The 17,223-nt window shown below is 51.7% G+C and carries 14 protein-coding genes and 1 tRNA gene; 6 read left to right on the forward strand and 9 right to left on the reverse strand.

Annotated features, from left to right (window positions below; genetic code table 11):
• Positions 1–26: 26 nt before the first annotated feature.
• Positions 27–2,477, forward strand: coding sequence for a TonB-dependent receptor (locus F0P93_RS28890; protein ID WP_150881281.1), 2,451 nt, complete (start codon positions 27–29; stop codon positions 2,475–2,477).
• A gap of 37 nt (positions 2,478–2,514) precedes the next feature.
• Here F0P93_RS28890 and F0P93_RS28895 read toward each other — a convergent pair whose 3' ends face one another.
• The 6 genes from F0P93_RS28895 to purL all read right to left on the reverse strand — a co-directional run bounded on the left by F0P93_RS28895 (position 2,515) and on the right by purL (position 8,605).
• Positions 2,515–3,087 carry a dihydrofolate reductase family protein gene (locus tag F0P93_RS28895; RefSeq protein ID WP_150881282.1) on the reverse strand — a complete coding sequence of 191 codons (573 nt, stop codon included), beginning with the start codon at positions 3,085–3,087 and terminating at the stop codon, positions 2,515–2,517.
• A 112-nt stretch (positions 3,088–3,199) separates the two neighbouring features.
• On the reverse strand, positions 3,200–3,790 hold the full coding sequence (locus tag F0P93_RS28900; protein ID WP_150881283.1) for a nucleotidyltransferase family protein: 591 nt from the start codon (positions 3,788–3,790) through the stop codon (positions 3,200–3,202).
• Between the two features lie 69 nt (positions 3,791–3,859).
• Complete coding sequence (locus tag F0P93_RS28905; protein WP_225309695.1) at positions 3,860–4,843, reverse strand: XdhC family protein; 984 nt, start codon at positions 4,841–4,843, stop codon at positions 3,860–3,862.
• An 84-nt stretch (positions 4,844–4,927) separates the two neighbouring features.
• On the reverse strand, positions 4,928–5,698 hold the full coding sequence (gene truA, locus F0P93_RS28910; RefSeq protein WP_150881285.1) for a tRNA pseudouridine(38-40) synthase TruA: 771 nt from the start codon (positions 5,696–5,698) through the stop codon (positions 4,928–4,930).
• Positions 5,699–5,737: 39 nt separating this feature from the next.
• Positions 5,738–6,340, reverse strand: coding sequence for a Uma2 family endonuclease (locus tag F0P93_RS28915; protein WP_150881286.1), 603 nt, complete (start codon positions 6,338–6,340; stop codon positions 5,738–5,740).
• 15 nt (positions 6,341–6,355) lie between these two features.
• A complete protein-coding gene (gene purL / locus F0P93_RS28920) occupies positions 6,356–8,605 on the reverse strand; it encodes a phosphoribosylformylglycinamidine synthase subunit PurL (protein ID WP_150881287.1) in 2,250 nt (749 codons plus the stop codon).
• A 187-nt stretch (positions 8,606–8,792) separates the two neighbouring features.
• Here purL and F0P93_RS28925 point away from each other — a divergent pair, with 187 nt between their 5' ends.
• Both F0P93_RS28925 and F0P93_RS28930 read left to right on the forward strand, forming a co-directional pair.
• Positions 8,793–9,587, forward strand: coding sequence for a HipA family kinase (locus F0P93_RS28925; protein ID WP_150881288.1), 795 nt, complete (start codon positions 8,793–8,795; stop codon positions 9,585–9,587).
• Positions 9,568–9,951, forward strand: a complete 384-nt coding sequence (locus F0P93_RS28930) for a DUF3037 domain-containing protein (RefSeq protein WP_150881289.1) — start codon at positions 9,568–9,570, stop codon at positions 9,949–9,951. The genes F0P93_RS28925 and F0P93_RS28930 overlap by 20 nt, the downstream gene beginning before the upstream one ends.
• A 298-nt stretch (positions 9,952–10,249) precedes the next feature.
• Here F0P93_RS28930 and F0P93_RS28935 read toward each other — a convergent pair whose 3' ends face one another.
• The 3 genes from F0P93_RS28935 to F0P93_RS28945 all read right to left on the reverse strand — a co-directional run bounded on the left by F0P93_RS28935 (position 10,250) and on the right by F0P93_RS28945 (position 11,228).
• On the reverse strand, positions 10,250–10,489 hold the full coding sequence (locus F0P93_RS28935) for a hypothetical protein (RefSeq protein ID WP_150881290.1): 240 nt from the start codon (positions 10,487–10,489) through the stop codon (positions 10,250–10,252).
• A 122-nt stretch (positions 10,490–10,611) separates the two neighbouring features.
• Positions 10,612–10,685, reverse strand: a tRNA-Arg gene (locus tag F0P93_RS28940).
• Positions 10,686–10,751: 66 nt separating this feature from the next.
• The gene (locus F0P93_RS28945) at positions 10,752–11,228 is read right to left on the reverse strand and encodes a VOC family protein (protein WP_150881291.1); all 477 of its coding nucleotides are present in this window, start codon (positions 11,226–11,228) and stop codon (positions 10,752–10,754) included.
• A 194-nt stretch (positions 11,229–11,422) separates the two neighbouring features.
• On the opposite strand from F0P93_RS28945, the gene F0P93_RS28950 reads away from it, so the two are divergent.
• The 3 genes from F0P93_RS28950 (at position 11,423) to F0P93_RS28960 (ending at position 17,180) form a co-directional block, all read left to right on the forward strand.
• A complete protein-coding gene (locus F0P93_RS28950) occupies positions 11,423–11,662 on the forward strand; it encodes a hypothetical protein (RefSeq protein WP_150881292.1) in 240 nt (79 codons plus the stop codon).
• 387 nt (positions 11,663–12,049) lie between these two features.
• Complete coding sequence (locus F0P93_RS28955; RefSeq protein WP_150881293.1) at positions 12,050–14,377, forward strand: T9SS type A sorting domain-containing protein; 2,328 nt, start codon at positions 12,050–12,052, stop codon at positions 14,375–14,377.
• 361 nt (positions 14,378–14,738) lie between these two features.
• The gene (locus tag F0P93_RS28960; protein ID WP_150881294.1) at positions 14,739–17,180 is read left to right on the forward strand and encodes an ABC transporter permease; all 2,442 of its coding nucleotides are present in this window, start codon (positions 14,739–14,741) and stop codon (positions 17,178–17,180) included.
• The last annotated feature ends 43 nt before the right edge of the window (positions 17,181–17,223 follow it).

A 17,223-nucleotide genomic window follows, 5' to 3' on the forward strand; every position in this document is an offset into this window, starting at 1 on the left:
TTTGTGTTGAAAGACCCAATTATTCTATGAAATACATTTTTTATCTGCTTTTCTATTTTGGTTCATATACATTATTCGCTCAATCTGCACTCACCCAAACCGTCCGGGGCCGAATTTCCGACAAGGAATCCAAATACCCCTTATCCGACGTTACCATTCAGATTCTGACTACGAATTCTACCGGGATCACGGCCGGAGCCCTCACGGATTCATCCGGGCACTACCGCATCCCGAATGTGCAGGTTGGCCGCCGAACCATTCGAATTACCCGAATTGGGTATAAAGAGGCTCTGCTAAACAACATCATTGTCGATGCGGGGCGTGAGACCATTCTGGACGTCGATCTGGAAGAAGCTATTACGGAACTGGCAGGCGTCACCGTCAAGGCGCAGCGAACCGGCGACGCCCGCAACGAAATGGCGGTGGTTTCGGCCCGGCAATTTACGGTCGATGAAGCCGACCGCTACGCCGGAAGCCGGGGCGAACCTGCCCGGATGGCGTCCAATTTCGCCGGGGTGCAGGGGGCTGATGATTCGCGCAATGACATTGTTATCCGGGGAAACTCACCGGGCGGAGTTCTCTGGCGAGTCGAGGGCGTCAGCATTCCGAACCCGAACCACTTTGCGGTTTCGGGAACCACGGGCGGACCGGTGAGCATCATCAGCAACAAAATGCTGGCCAATTCCGACTTTTTTACGGGTGCCTTTCCGGCTGAATTCGGCAACGGGATTGCCGGGGTTTTCGACCTTCGCCTGCGCAATGGCAACAACGAAAAACACCAGCGGACACTCCAGTTTGGTTTTCTCGGTACCGAAGCCGCGCTGGAAGGGCCGCTTTCCAAAAAAACCGGCTCGTCCTATTTTGTAACCTACCGCTACGCCAACCTCTGGCTGTTTAATAAGGCGGGTATCGACATTGGAACTCAGGCCGTTCCGACCTACCAGGATGCCTCGTTCCGGTTTAATTTCCCGCTGAAAAACAACGCCCGGCTGGCTTTCTGGGGGTTCGGCGGCACCAGCACCATCGACGTGCTGATCAGTGAACAGAAAGTCTCGGACCGAAATATTTACGGCCAAAACGACCGCGATCAGTATTACACCTCCCGCATGGGCGTTGTGGGCATGACCTACGAAAAACCGCTCAATCACCGGACGTTTCTCCGCGCCACGCTCGCCCAATCGGGTTATGTGCAGTTTACGCACCACAACTACCTGTTCTTTCAGAACGACGCCAACGGTCGGCCGGTAGTCGAAAACGACCGGTACAAAATAACGAGCCAGGCCAAGGTACTGGAATACCGGTTTGCTGACACCAAAACCGCTTTAGCTGCGTCGGTTAACCACAAATTCAGTCCGCGCAGCACGTTGAAAGCCGGTTTGAACGCCGATCTGTATCGCTTCAACTTTGTCGATAGCGCCCGGACCGTCACGATATTACCCAATCTGCCGACCCAGTTAGAGCCCTGGCAAACCCGCTGGAATTCACAGCAGTCGGCCCTGCTGGTGCAGCCTTACGTGCAATGGCGCGTCAATCTGGCCGACCGGCTGACATTGAGCGCCGGTTTAACCAGTCTCTATTTTTCACTCAACCAAAACAGTTTTTCACCCCTCGAACCCCGCGCCGGACTGGCCTGGGACTTACCAAACCGCCAAAAACTCAGCGTTGCGGTGGGGCTGCACAGCCAGATTCAGCCTACTTACATCTATTTTTATCGATTCTATCAACAGAGTACTCCTCCGGGCGGGCAATTCAGCCGGGATCTGGGGCTAACCAAAAGCTGGCACTACGTGACTTCGTACGACTGGCTTCCGGGTCGGAACCTGCGGTTAAAAGTCGAAGCGTATTACCAGAAACTGTTCAACGTACCGGTGGAAGTGCAGAGCAGTTCGTTTTCGATTTTGAATACCGGCGCGAGTTTCTCGCGGGTTTTTCCGGGCCGGATGGTGAATAAAGGCACTGGCCGCAACTACGGGGCGGAATTGACGCTGGAGAAGTTTTTCAGCGACGGCTACTATTTTCTGGTAACGGGTTCGCTGTTCGATGCCAAATACAAAGGTTCCGACGGCGTATTGCGGAATACGGACTTCAACGGAAAGTATGCCTACAACGCGGTTTTTGCGAAGGAGTTTACGCTCGGCCGAAACACGTTGAGTGTGGGAGCCAAATTCACGGCCATCGGCGGACGCTGGTATGGCCCGGTTGATGATGCCAAATCGAAAGCGGCTCAGGACATCATTTACCAGACTGCCAATCGCAACACGCTCCAGTTCCCGGACTACCGCCGGTTCGACGTGAAAGTCGATTACAAACTAAACCGCACCCGGTTGACACACACCATTGCAGTCGATTTCGTCAATGTGCTGGGCATTCAGAACATCCTGAGCCTGAGTTACGCCCCCCAACCCGACGGTACATTCATCAAGCGGGAATACCAGCTAGGCTTCCTGCCGGTTTTTTATTACCGGGTTGATTTTTAAGAGACTAGACAAAAGCACAGAGAAAAAAGGTGCCTGTCTAGCTGCGTTTGGGTTCGTAGTGAAGGACAACAATTCCGCAGTCGAAAGCGGTGGATTTGACCAGTTTCAGATTTTGCCGGCCGTCAACTTCTTTGAAAATCGACATTCCGTTTCCAATGGCCGCGGGATTGATGAACAAATGGTATTCGTCAATTAAATCGTGTTTGATAAGTGCCGATACAAAAGTTGCCCCACCGTAGGCAATGATGTCCTGACCGTCCTGTTTTTTTAACGTGTTGATCGCGTCAACCAGGTCGTTTTTGGCTAACACCGTATTTTCCCATTCAGACTTTTCGAGGGTTTGGGTGAACACGACTTTGGGGGTTTGGGTAAATTTTATCCCGGCCGAAACCTGCGGATCGTCCGGGTTTACGGCCACAGATCCCCAGTACGGAATGAATCCTTCTGCCAGTTTGCGTCCCAGCACGATGCAATCGATTGGATCGGTTATGGCACCCACATACGTTTTCAGTTCTTCATCCCAGTCGAACGTCAACCAGTCCATTTCGCCCTTTGGTCCCGCGATGAAACCATCGACGGTCATTTGCACCTGAAGTTTTAGTTTTCTCATCTTTTTGTAAGGTTATTCACAAAAATACAGCGTGCAACTAAAAGTGAAGGGTTGTTGGTGCGGCTTTAAACGGGGGCGATTGCGACAAAGGCGGTTTTCTTCTCAGGTTGCCTCACAATCCCAAAAACCGCTCGACATCCTGGCTCGTATCCAGATCGATGCTTCCCGGTTCAAAGGGGACTTCGGCACAGTCGTCGGGGTGGTTTTTGATGATCCATTTCGCGCCCCGATCTCCTTCCAGACTGAGCAGTTCACTGATGTATTTCCGGTCGAAAAGTGCCGGAACGCCGAGGCTGTTGGCGTAGCCGGACGCCACGATGCCTTTCCCGGACTCTTCATAAACCTGCACCAGTTGCAACAATAAACCCCGGTCGACGTGAGGCTGATCGGTGAGCAGAAACACCACGGCGTCGATCTCTTTCTGGGTCAGATACACGGCCGCCAGACCGGTTTTTACCGACGACGACAATCCCTGCTGCCAGTGTTGATTGTCGATAATGGTCACGGGCAACCCTTCCAGTTCGGGTGCGATGCGGTTTTTATTCGCCCCGACGACCACCACGACGGGCCGAAACGTTGTTGCCAGGGCGGTATCGACCACTCGCCGGAGCAGCGTACGCCCCTCCCACTCAATCAGTTGCTTGGGCTGGTGATTCAGCCGGGAGGAGGTTCCGGCAGCTAATATGATGATGGCAATGTTCATAAGGAAATGCCCCAACCCCTAAAGGGGCTTTTGCCGATACTTAAAGCCCCTTTAGGGATCGGAATAAAATTAAGTGAGATCTACCGAAGTGCTGATGGACTGCACTGGCTGGTGGATGGGCGCATTCTTAAATTTCAGCGGTTGCGCGGAAGATTTGCGGAAAACCGCCTGAATCTCAGCCAAAATAGACAGCGCAATTTCCTGCGGATTGTCGGCACCGACGTCCAGCCCCACGGGCCAAAAAAGTCGCCGTTCATCCGTCGGCGCTACAAAATCACGAACGTCATCCAACAAGGCATCGCCCCGTTTTTTGGGACCCAGCAGACCAATGTAGGGAATCTCGGTTTGCAGCAATTCCTGTAAAACCGCCTTGTCGTATTTAAAGTTATGAGAAATTAACACCGCTGCGGAGTACGCGTCGATCGGAATCTGTTGCCGGATCTCATGCCGCTGAACGGCCAGCATGTCGTCGGCTTCGCCAAACCGCCGGGGTTGCAGGTGCGCCACGCAGTCGTCGGTGATCACCACGCGCCAGCCAATCTGTTTCGCCAGTTTTACGAGAGGAACGGCATCGTACCCGCCCCCAAAAACCAGCAACTGAATGTCCGGTTTGAGCTCTTCCACAAAAACACCCGCTCCGTCCGGCAAGGCGGTTTCGAAGATTAAGGGCCGCCGGTCCTGCATGACGCGGTCGAGAGTTTCGAGCGGATTTTTCGAATCGTTCGGGTCGATGGACTGAATCAGGACGTCCAGCACCCCGTTGCAGCCCAGCCCGATGCCGAAATTTTCACCCTCGGGGTCGGACGTGTCGTAGGTTACCAGACGGGCTTGCCGGGTCTGCATCACCTCACGGGCTTTCCGCAGGGCGTCGCCCTCCAGACAGCCGCCACTGATGGCCCCGATCCACTGCCCATCGTCGGTGATGTACATGCGGGCACCCGGCCGGCGATAGCCCGAACCGCTCAGCCCCACAACAGTCGCCAGGGCGGCTTTACGCTGGCTGAAGTCGGTTTTTCGGTAGGCCCGGATAATTTGTTGAAATTCGTTGATCACGTTCTTAAATGATGATGACCGGGTCGCCGGTGCGATGATGAACGATGGATGATGAATTAAGGCTAATTTAGAAACATTCATCGTTCATCGTTCATCATTCATCATTTTCTTACTAAATACTTCCGACGGATAGCCCACTTCGACCAGAAACAGCCCGCTGGCCGGGGCCGAACGACCAGCTTTCCGGCGGTCGTTCGCCAGCAGAATCTCTTTAAATTCGGCAACCGTCATCCGCCCCTGCCCCACTTCCAGCATGGTTCCGACCAGCGTCCGGACCATGCCGTAGAGAAACCGGTTGGCCTTGATGTGAAACACCAGTTGATCGTGTTCTACGACCCACTCTGCCCGGTAAATCACGCAGCGGAAATGCGAAACATTCGTTCGCACCTTGCTGAAGCTCTCAAAATCAGTATGTTGCAAAACAAGTCGGGCAGCTTCGTTCATCAGGTCAATGTTCAGCTCCGGGCGAAAAACATAGACGAGAAAATCCAGAAATGGGCTTTTTTGCTTCCGAATGCGGTATTGATAATAGCGGGTCGTGGCCGAAAACCGGGCGTGAGACGCCGGATCGACCGGAAAAATAGACTGAATCGCAATGTCGGACGGTAACATGCAGTTGAGGGCATGGATCATCAAATCCGTCAGGGCAATGGGTTTTTCGATGTCAAAATGCGCAAACTGCTGTTCGGCGTGCACCCCGGCATCCGTCCGACCGCTCCCCACAATGGCAATGCGCTCTTTCAGAATCAGGCTCAGCTTCTGCTCCAGAACCTCCTGAACACTAATGCCGTTGGGTTGAAATTGCCAGCCGTGGTAGGCCGTTCCGCGGTAGGAAAGTTGAATAAAGTAGCGCATAAAATGCAAAAATAACGCTCCAATGCGCAAAACCGTCTTTTAAGACCGAACAGGTTCTTCGTCGATCGCTGTAAAATCGATGCCTTCGTAGATGGCCCCGACAGATAATTCAAAATTAAAGCGCGGAAAGACCACGAGATCTTCCGGTTGGACATACCGCTGGTAAGTCCACTGATCCGTATTCTCCACCCGGGCATATAACTCAACTCCCAGCTTATACTGGTTAATCAATAGGTAATATAATAGGGATGGCATTTTCTGATATTCCTCCCATTTATAATCCCGATCGGTAGCCACCGATGATTTGGATAAAACTTCAACGATCAGGCTCGGCTGTCGGATGATATACTGGCTTTGTAAATCGAAAGGATGACAGGTCAGAACAATGTCAGGATACGGATAGTACTCATTTTTGACTACTTCTACTTTGACGGTTTCGGAATAAACCCGACATCCTTTTGGGCGAAAATGACTTTTCAATAAATCTTTTACGCTATCAACCAGCAAGTTATGGCGAAGTGTGCTCCCCGCCATATCATAGATTTGTCCTTTGTAAAACTCATGACGAATTTCACTGGCTTCTTCCAGCTTGAAATATTCTTCTGCCGTTAAAATCGGTTTTCCTACCGGAAGAGTATCCATATTGTCAAAGGTTCTTTATTGCATCTTCTTACCCAACGCATTGTCATACAACTCCTTCGCTTCGACAACTGACAAAATCGTCTCACCGTCGATTACAAAACCGCCTTCCGAAACCGTTCCTAATCGCGTAATGGAGACACCCGATTTTTCCAGTGATCCTTCGAATTGAGCCTGTTTGTCCGGCGAAACCGACACCACCACCCGGCTCTGGCTCTCACCAAACAGGAAGGCATCTTTCCGGAAACTGCCGTTGGTCTGGATCGTAAAACCGGTTTCACCCGCCATCGCCGATTCCGCCAGCGTGACGAACAAACCGCCGTCTGAAATGTCGTGCGCGGACACAATCAGTTTTTCAAGAATAATCCCTTTTACAACCGCTTGCAGGGTGAATTCTTCCTCCAGATCGAAAACCGGGGCCGGAGACCCTTTTACATTCCGGTACGAATACAGGTATTCCGAAGAACCGACGTCATTTTTCGACTCACCCAGCAGGTAAATCAGATCACCGGGTTTCTGGAATCCGAGCGTCATGCGATTGTCCGGGCTTTCCATCAGACCCAGCATGCCGATCGTCGGCGTTGGGAAAACCGGGCCTTCGTCGGAGCTTTGGTTATAGAAACTGACGTTACCGCCCGTGACCGGCGTGTTGAACCGCTCGCAGGCCTTTTTCATGCCTTTGATAGCGCCCACAAATTGCCAGTAAACTTCCGGCACGTAGGGATTCCCAAAGTTCAGGCAGTTCGTGATGGCCAGCGGCTCACCTCCCGAGCAAACAATGTTGCGGGCGGCTTCGGCCACGGCAATGGCGCAACCCTCTTCGGGGTCGGCGTTTACGTAGCGGCTGTTGCAATCGACCGTAATGACGATGGATTTATCGGTGCCTTTGACGCTGACGACAGCGGCATCCGAGGGCGCGTTCGTGCTGCGGTTGGCGGTTCCCACCATCGAGTCGTATTGCTCATACACCCACCGGCGCGAACAAATATTGGGGTGCGAAAGCAGGTGTCCGGCAACCGTCCGAATCTCACCGGTTTCCACATCCGGAATGCTATCGATGGAGAACTTTTTAAACTCCTGGAAATAAGCCGGTTCGCGGTATTCGCGTTCGTATTGTGGCGCACCACCACCCAGCACCAGGTCATCGGCAGGCACATCGGCAACCAGTTGGCCGTAGCGGTGAAAATGCAAACGACCGGTATCGGTAACGACGCCAATCTGTTCACAATTCAAATCCCATTTATCAAAAATCTGACGAATGACGTCTTCTTTTCCTTTTTCGATGACCACCAGCATCCGCTCCTGCGACTCCGACAGCAAAATTTCGAACGGTTCCATGTTGAGCTGGCGCGTGGGGACTTTGTCCAGGTCGATGTACATGCCGTGTTCGCCTTTGGCACTCATTTCGGAGGTCGAGCAGATGATACCGGCTGCTCCCATATCCTGAATACCAACGACATAGCCCGTTGCAATGATCTCCAGCGTGGCTTCGAGCAGCAGTTTTTCCATGAACGGATCGCCGACCTGCACCGCCGGGAGTTTTTCGGTCGATTTATCCGAAATATCTTCCGATGCAAAGGTGGCTCCGTGAATACCGTCTTTACCCGTGGCCGAACCGACGATAAACACCGGGTTCCCGACACCATACGAAGTCGCCTTGGCCACTTTATCGGTTTCGACAATCCCGGCCGAAAACGCGTTTACGAGCGGATTGACATTATAACAGTCGTCGAAATACACTTCCCCGCCTACCGTCGGAATACCGAACGCATTGCCGTAATCGCCGATGCCTTTGACAACCCCTTTCAGCAAACGCCGGGTTTTGGGCAGCGATAGGTTACCAAACCGCAGGGAGTTCAACTGGGCAATGGGCCGGGCGCCCATCGTGAAAATATCGCGGTTGATGCCACCCACACCTGTTGCCGCGCCCTGGTAGGGTTCAATGGCCGACGGGTGGTTGTGCGACTCGATCTTGAAACTACAGGCCAGCCCGTCGCCAATGTCGACCAGTCCGGCGTTTTCTTCACCCGCTTTGGCCAGCATCCGGCTCGGCGCATCGCCCGTCGTGTCGCGGGGCAGGGTTTTGAGCCAGATGATCGAGTTTTTATACGAGCAGTGCTCCGACCACATGACGGAGAAGATACTCAACTCTGTAAAATTGGGTTTACGGCCCAAAATGGCAATAATACGGTCGTATTCGTCGGGAAGCAGACCCAGTTTGCGGGCCGTTTCGAGGGTTGGTAATTGATCGGTCGTTTCGGCAGACATGCGGATTGAGCAGAATGTTCGTTCCGGCAAAGGTAAGGCTTTTCGGCCATCCTGCCGAAGTCCACACCAAACGAATCGGGAATTCGACCCGGTTTTCTCAAAAAATTGGCCTAAATTTCCCGCAAACTCGCACTGAACACCGGAATCGACCGGTTCTGTCGGGTAAACCCGTTTATGAACGATGCTTATGAACAACCGCGAACCTGAACTCCGAACCGTCCAGGTAACCCGGTATGTAACGCCCCTGCGTGAAGGTGGTTCGCTGCCCGCCATTGTGGAAGCCGACGATGATTTTCTATACGTGTTGAAGTTTCGGGGGGCCGGTCAGGGTGTGAAAGCACTGATTGCCGAACTGATCGCTGGTGAAATCGCCCGCGCCCTCGGTTTCCGGATTCCCGAAATTGTCTTCGCCATTCTGGACCCGGTAATGGCCCGCACCGAACCGGATGAGGAAATTCAGGATTTGCTGCGGGCAAGTGGAGGGCTGAATCTGGGTCTTCACTACCTGTCCCGCGCCATCACCTTCGATGCCATTGTGAACGACGTCGACGCCCGGTTGGCTTCCCAAATTGTCTGGCTCGACTGCTTCATTACCAACGTAGACCGCACCGCCCGCAACACCAATATGCTGATCTGGCACAAAGAACTGTGGCTGATCGACCACGGTGCCGCGCTCTATTTTCACCATTCGGGGCAGAACTGGGCCGAACAGGCCGTCAAACCGTTCGGGGCCGTGAAAGACCACGTGCTGCTGTCGAAGGCGACTGAACTCGAAACGGTCGATGCCGAATTTCGCCGGATCTTAACGCGCGAACGCATCGCGTCCATCGTGGCGCTCGTTCCCGATGCGTGGCTGGTTCAGGAAGGCTCTACCGATTCGGCAGAGGAGCAGCGGCTCGTTTACACCCGGTTTTTAGAAACCCGGCTTGCCCATTCAGAAATTTTTGTCAAGGAAGCGCAACATGCCAAAACACTTGTTTGAGTACGCCGTCATCCGGGTCGTACCGCGCGTCGAACGGGAAGAATTTCTCAACGTCGGCGTCATTCTGTATTGCCCGGCGCAGGGCTTTTTGAAAACCGTATTTGAGCTGAATGTCGCACGGCTGAGTGCATTTTGCCGCGAGATCGACCTGCCGGAACTCCACGAACGGCTGCGTGCTTTTGAGCGAATCTGCGCCGGTCGCCGGGAAGGCGGAGCCATCGGACAATTACCCATTGCCTCCCGGTTTCGGTGGCTCACCGCCAACCGCAGCACCATCGTCCAAACCTCGCCGACGCATACCGGTTTGTGTGACGATGCCGGAGAGACTTTATCCCGGCTTTTTGAGCAACTAGTGCAACAATAATCCATTAACAACCCGTCAGTCAACCCACTGTAGAAGTTGGTAAAAAACCGCTTTTAACAGAGATTTAATAGACATTAATATTTAGTTAATTCACTAATTATCAAGTACTAATGACAAAGTTATGGTTAATTTTGTATATCAATCTTACATCATACCTTGAACGATTACCCTATGCTTCAACGTAATTCTACGGAGAAAGAAACCACTTTATGGGCGCTTCTGGTTTTAATGGCTTTAATCGGAGTTGCCGGTATCGTGGTCAATTTTATATAGTCCCGGTCGCACTGGAATGACGAGGTTAAGCATGCGGTTTGGGCTCGTCGGCGGAATCATGTTTTCCCTCGTATACTTCCTTTAGGAACAAACCGGTTGAGCCCGAAAACGACATGATGGCGTACTGGGTAGCGGTATAGCCCTGCTTCCCTTTCACCTTTGCCAGATCCAGCATAGCCTCCCGCTTCAACTCCAGGTGCTCATTCAACCAGGCAATCATCTGATTGAAGGCTATCGTATACTCCAGTTCTTCCTCGGGTGTCATTACTCAATCAATTCAGCTCTATAACCAGGATTGGGTGGAAATGGGACCAGTGCGGTATCGACCGGGGTGCGAAAGAAAATAGCCACCCTTCCAAAAGAGCGGCTAAGTGACTTGAAATCCGGTGATCCCGTTTGGATTCGAACCAAAGACCGTCTGATTAGAAATCAGATGCTCTATCCAACTGAGCTACGGGACCGAAATCGAGCCCAAAAGTACAGGATTAGCCGCAATTCCACAAGAAAACACCGGTTCAATGTCTAATTTATGAAACGTACAGGCCCCCTGCGGCTTGCAGCAGGGTAGCAATATCAATCTTCTCCATCGTCATCAGGGCCTGCATCACCCGCTGGGACTTAGCGGGGTCTTTATCGTATAAAAGCTCCCCTAAAATGGTGGGAACAATCTGCCACGACAACCCGAATTGGTCTTTCAGCCAACCGCACCGCGATGTTGAGCCTCCTTTGGAAAGTTTTTCCCAGAATTCATCCACTTCGTCCTGCGTGTCGCAGTTGACAAAAAACGATACGGCTTCATTAAATTTGAAGTGCGGCCCGGCATTTAACGTCATAAACTTTTGTCCTTCGAGCTGAAAGCTTCCGCTCATTACCGGCCCATCGGCACCCATGCGGTTCAGACTTAGAATCGCCGAATTTTTAAAGATGGAAACGTAAAAATTCATGGCCTCTTCGGCCTGGTTGTCGAACCACAGGAACGGGGTAACTTTTGGCTGGAATGTCATCGTAGTCGGAGAAAAAAGTAATTCTTTTCAACAAATGTATCACGATTATCGCTGGAAAGACGGGGGTAAACACGACAATCTAACGGGGCAATTACGCCATCAGAACCGGGTTCAGTAGTAATTACGACACCAAATATTCTTTGGAAAATTGTCAGGTTTTTTTTAAAAGTGAAGAATTCATCTTGTCCTAAACCATGGATAACTTCGACGAATGGAATGACGCAGCCAGTGACTCCCCGGATGATCAACAATCCGGAAGCCTGAGAGAATCTCTGATCCGGTTCATCAGCCGGATTGACCCAACCATTGACTGGTCGAAAGTTCACTGGGACCAGCAGGAAGGGGACGGTTTTGGCTCCTGCTCCTCAGACGATCAGGAGACGACCCGGAAGCTCGAAGCAGCTTTTTATGCCTTACAGCGTAAAAACGAATAGCTCTTGGCCCAGTGGCATCAATCCGGTATTTCGGCAGTGTATTGCCACAGCAAAATTAACGTCAATTTTAACGTCTTAAACAACATCTGAACAAACGTTAAATTATCCAAATTAGCACACCATTTTATTCACGCTGACCTCCCCAACTATTCTGGTTTAAGGTAATTTAATGGCTTTCCAAGCCCTCTAAACTTGAAAAATCTTATATGTTCGATAGTGCTATCGATCAATACGGTTTATAGCGTTAATGCGTCAGTTTATGTCTACACACAAAATTAATATTAACATAGTTGTATTCTTTTTTAACTTTAAGCCGCATACAGCTCCTAATTGTGCAAGAGCTGGCTGTTTAAACAAGTTTACATCCCTATTCCCCTTTCATTTCGTATGAAAAACAACTACCGTTTAACCCTGACACGCCAGGGGTTATTACTTTTCGTCGCGCTGTGGGGAAGTATTTCCTCCCTGCTGGCCCAGTCCCCTGTTCCACCGGTCTACTGGCAAACGGTTTTCGATAAAACCAATACGCCGGATTTTAGCCGGGGCGACCTTTTTAGTTCCGTAGAAATAGCACGCACGCCTGACGGGGGTAGTGTCATCATGGCAAGCCCCTTTTTCTTCAATGCGAGTACACCGTTCGTTACCAAACTGGATCCAAGCGGCAAAGTCGCCTGGACAACCGCTCTGCCTAACTTTTTTTTCCCCACCGGAATCCAAACCCAGCCAAATGGGAACATTGTGGTAGCGGGAAATTTTTCATCAAATTTTGCTCCGATCAGTATTGGCTTTATTCGTCTTAACCCGGCTGGTTACATAAATTATAACAGCGCCCTTGACCTGCCCAATAAATTCACCATACAGCGTAATCTGGGCGATATGGTTCCCGCTCCGGATGGTGGTTTTCTGTTGATTGGTTATGATACCCCTCTGAATAGCCCTACCCAGCGTCTGGACATTGTGTTAGCGAAAGTTGACCAAAACCTTACTTTAAGCTGGTATAAAACGATAGGCGGAAGCGGAGTAACGTTTTTATTTAAAGCGATTCGGGCCTCTGAGGGCGGAGGTTATCTGATTCATGCTACGTCCAGTGATCCTGCGATCACTGGCAATCCGGATATGACCTATGGGCTTTCATTCGATTTTAAAATTGATGAAACCGGCACGATTGTCTGGCAAAGTGTAGGCCGCCAGAACGGCGTCCTGCGCGCGCTTTCTTCGCGGAAAGGCGGTTATTTTGCCATCGGAAATTACGGCTGGATTGCATCCAGGGCGGTGTTTAAACTCGACGAACAACTCAATATCATTCAAGGCGTTCCATTGCCTGATTCGGAAGAAAATAACAGTCAACATTCAATTTCAGTAGCCACAACACCCGATGGAGGGTGTATTGCCGTTGATAAATCCACAGACAGCTATCCCAATGGACCACATTCGAACTACCGGATCACGAAGTACTCTCCCAATTTGGACATCGAATGGCAGGAACAAGGGGGAGGCCCTGGAAATGATGAAGCCCGGCGCGTCATTGTTAATCCCGACGGAACCTACCTGATAGCGGGTACTACGGCATCACCCCGGACATTTGGCGGGATCGATGACGGGGGGAAAGTGGCCGTTTGGGTCCGTCGACAGGCGGCTTCAGGTAATGCTTTGCAGCTCAAGACGCCGACCTATAATTGTGCCACCGGGGCTATTACGTTCAACACGACAGGCGGAGATGGCTCCCCCGTTTCTTTTTCAGCGCCGGGTATCGCCCGGTCCAGTGCCACGAGCCATACAGGAACAGTGGAAGACGGTTTGCGGTTTGACCCCAAGCCCATCCCCATCCAGGCCACCCAAAGTGGCGTAACGGTAAGCCTTGCATTTGACCTCAAAGCGTACTGCAACGGCGGGCAGCCTTCTCCGGGGGGAGGTAGCCTGTTGCTGACGCAGCCCACCTACGATTGCAATACCGGGGCCATTACGTTCAACACGACAGGCGGAGATGGCTCCCCCGTTTCTTTTTCAGCGCCGGGTATCGCCCGGTCCAGTGCCACGAGCCATACAGGAACAGTGGAAGACGGTTTGCGGTTTGACCCCAAGCCCATCCCCATCCAGGCCACCCAAAGTGGCGTAACGGTAAGCCTTGCATTTGACCTCAAAGCGTACTGCAACGGCGGGCAGCCTTCTCCGGGGGGAAGTGACCTGTCGTTTACCCAGCCCACGTACGATTGCAATACCGGGGCCATTACGTTCAACACGACGGGCGGAGATGGCTCCCCCATTTCTTTTTCGGCGCCGGGAATCGCCCGGTCCAGTGCCACGAGCCAAACGGGAACGGTGGAAGCCGGTTTACGGTTTGACCCCAAACCCATCCCCATTCAGGCCACCCAAAGCGGTAAAACCATAAATTATCTTTTTGATTTACCCGCTTATTGTAGCCCCAATCGGAACGCCCGTCTTGGAGAAAGCGACAATCACGAAAAACTGACGGTTCGAATCCTGGAAAACCCCGTACGTCACCAACTCCGTGTTCAACTGGCAGGGTCCGCTCAGGCACCAATCCAGTTGCGGATTACCGATTTACAAGGCCATGTCCTCCAAACCCGGACCATCAATCCCGACCAACGAAAAGACAATCAGGTGTTTGGGGTTGATCCGTTGCCAGCCGGACTCTTCATTCTGCAGGCTACGACGGGTGAACAGGGCCAAAGCATTAAGTTCCTGAAAAAATAACCTGTTTTTATCAGAACCGGCTCCACATCATCAAGCCATGGCCTTATTCGCCGGAGGGCAGAGTGACGTGGAGCCGGTTTTTTGATCGATGTTGAGCGTACGCAACGGGTGGATTTGAATCCCTTTTGTGAAGCATTCGTCCCATTTTCAGCCCTCTTCACCCCACTTTTTCATTCGGAATGTGCTAGCCCGGTATTCTTGCAAAAAGTTACCGTTACATCCGAAACGAACACATTGAGCGGAACGTACAATTCATCGGGCTGCGTCGCGCCAAGCGGTTCTCCGGTATCATGCCCTCAGGTTCTTCTGAAGGTGTGTGGAATTCAGAACAGGAGTTGTCAACCTTTTCACCAACTGGATCATGATTGGAAGTTACATCAAGACATCGGGACGGAACCTGATGCGCAACAAGCTCTTCTCGTTTATCAATATTGCTGGTCTTGCCATCGGCATGTCGGTCGGATTATTGCTCATCGCATTCATCTTCGACCTTCGTTCGTATGACCGGTTTCATGAGCATGGTGGACGGATCTATCGCATTACCAGTGTATTGACTAAAAACCGTGAGCAAAGCGGCAAGTTTGCAACCACCTCGGTAAAAACCGGAAAGCTCATTCGGGAGAAAGTGACCGGCATTGAAGACGTAGCCATTTTGCACAACGACTTTTCGCAGGATGCGAAGGTTGGCGACCATATTCTTCCCATCAAGGGATTCTGGGCCGATCCATCACTATTCAGAATTTTTACATTCCCGATGCTGGAAGGCAATCCCGATACGGCGCTGAAAGAGCCTTTCTCGATTGTTCTTACGGAGACAGCAGCGAAAAAGCTATTTGGCAACCAATCTGCACTGGGCAAGTCAATCAACTTCAATGCGCTTTATTACCGGGTGACCGGTGTTGTGAAGGACGTTCCCTTCTTTTCGCACCTTACTTTTGAAGCGCTGGTATCCCTTTCAACGGCCGAGCAGCTCAACAGGAGTAACCATAATTTCGACACCTGGACAAACCTGTCGTCAAGCTACGTGTACCTCCGGCTGCCTCCATCTGCCGACAGGACCGCAATTCAGTCACAACTCGATGCCATTGCCAGGACCGAAAATCTCGCTGAAGAAAACACGAAGATCCAACTCGAACTTCTTCCTTTGTACCAGATCGTGGTCGGCGAAAACCATCGCCCTTCCGAAGGTGGTTCTGGCTCCGTGGGTCCTCACCTGCCTCCGGTTGTACTTTGGATACTCGGTGGTCTTGCATTCGTTGTGATCGTGTCTGCGTGTTTCAATTATACCAATCTTTCGATCGCACGGGCCCTGCGACGCTTTAAGGAAGTAGGTCTTCGCAAAGCGATCGGTGCCGGAAAGAGTCAGGTTCAGCAACAGTTTCTGGTGGAAGCCATCCTGATCTCGCTGGCATCCCTTCTCCTTTCATTCTGTATCTTTCTCGTATTAAGACCATTGCTGATCAATCTGGCTCCGGAGATGCAGCGCATGGTAAAGCTCGAGCTCACGCCGTCCCGGATCGCAGCCTTTATCGTCTTCGCCGTGATCGTCGGTGTGATTGCCGGTTTGATGCCGGCCCTGTTCTTTTCGAAAGTAAGCGCGATCAATGCGCTTCGCAATGGGTCCGCCCCGGCGCACCGGTCGCTAAAAGGATTTAAATACCTTACCCTCCGACGCGCCCTGATGGTGGTTCAATATACGCTCACTCTGATTTTTATAACAACCACCGCCATCGGCTATGTGCAGTATAAAAACATCCTGGCCTTCGATCTGGGATTCAACACCGAGAACATCCTGAACATCCCGATGCAGGGTAATCAACCGGACGCTCTTCTTAAGGCTCTACGCGAGATGCCGGAAGTAACGGGCCTGTCCCGGTCGTTAATCGTCACCAGCATTGGGAATGCGTGGGGCGGTTTTATGAAATACAAAGATTCGCGGGACTCCGCGCTGGTCTTGACCAATAACGTCGATGAAACTTACTTGCCCCTGCATGAATACCAGCTTATTGCCGGAGGAAATTTCAGGGCACGACCCACTACCGCCAGCGCTGCCACCGAAGTGATCGTCAACCAGCAATTCCTGAAACGGTTCAACATCAGGGCCAACGATCCAGCTAAAGCCATCGGGGAACAGATCACATTCAGTAATTTTCGCACCAATGGCCGCAAGATGACCATTGTTGGTGTTATGAAAGACTTTCACTATGGCAAAGTCGAGAATCGTATCGGGCCGGTAGCCTTGATGTTCTGGACTCCCGAAGACCAGGCCACCCTAAATGTTAAAATTAAGAGTACGGATCTGCGGGCGACCCTGGCCAGGATCGAGTCGGCCTGGAAGGCGATCGATCGTGTTCATCCCTTTCAGGCCCAATTTTTTGATGAAGCAATTGAAGAAGCCTACAGCGAATTTTCCATCCTGATCAAGATCATTGGTTTTCTTTCGATCCTCGCCATTTCGATCGCATCGATGGGGCTGTTCGGCATGGTGTCGTTTACGACCGAAACCAGGCTGAAGGAGATTAGCATCCGCAAAGTGATGGGTGCAAGTGCCTCCAACCTGGTCTACTTATTGAGCCGCGGTTTTCTCGTTCTGCTATCGATATCGGCCCTCATCGCGCTGCCCGTCACGTACCTGTTCATCGAAAAGGTTGTTCTCACGAATTTTCCGTATCACACCCCCGTGCAAATTGCCGAGTTGTTCGCCGGCTTGCTGGTAGTCTTGCTGATCGCCGTTCTGATGATCGGTTCGCAGACAATGAAGGCGGCAAAGAGCAATCCGGCGGAAGTCCTGAAGAATGACTAGTGTCCCCGGACGGTCCGCATCCGGGGTAATGGGTAGTAGGTCT

The sequence above is a fragment of the Larkinella humicola genome (assembly GCF_008727875.1).
Taxonomy (GTDB): domain Bacteria; phylum Bacteroidota; class Bacteroidia; order Cytophagales; family Spirosomataceae; genus Larkinella; species Larkinella humicola.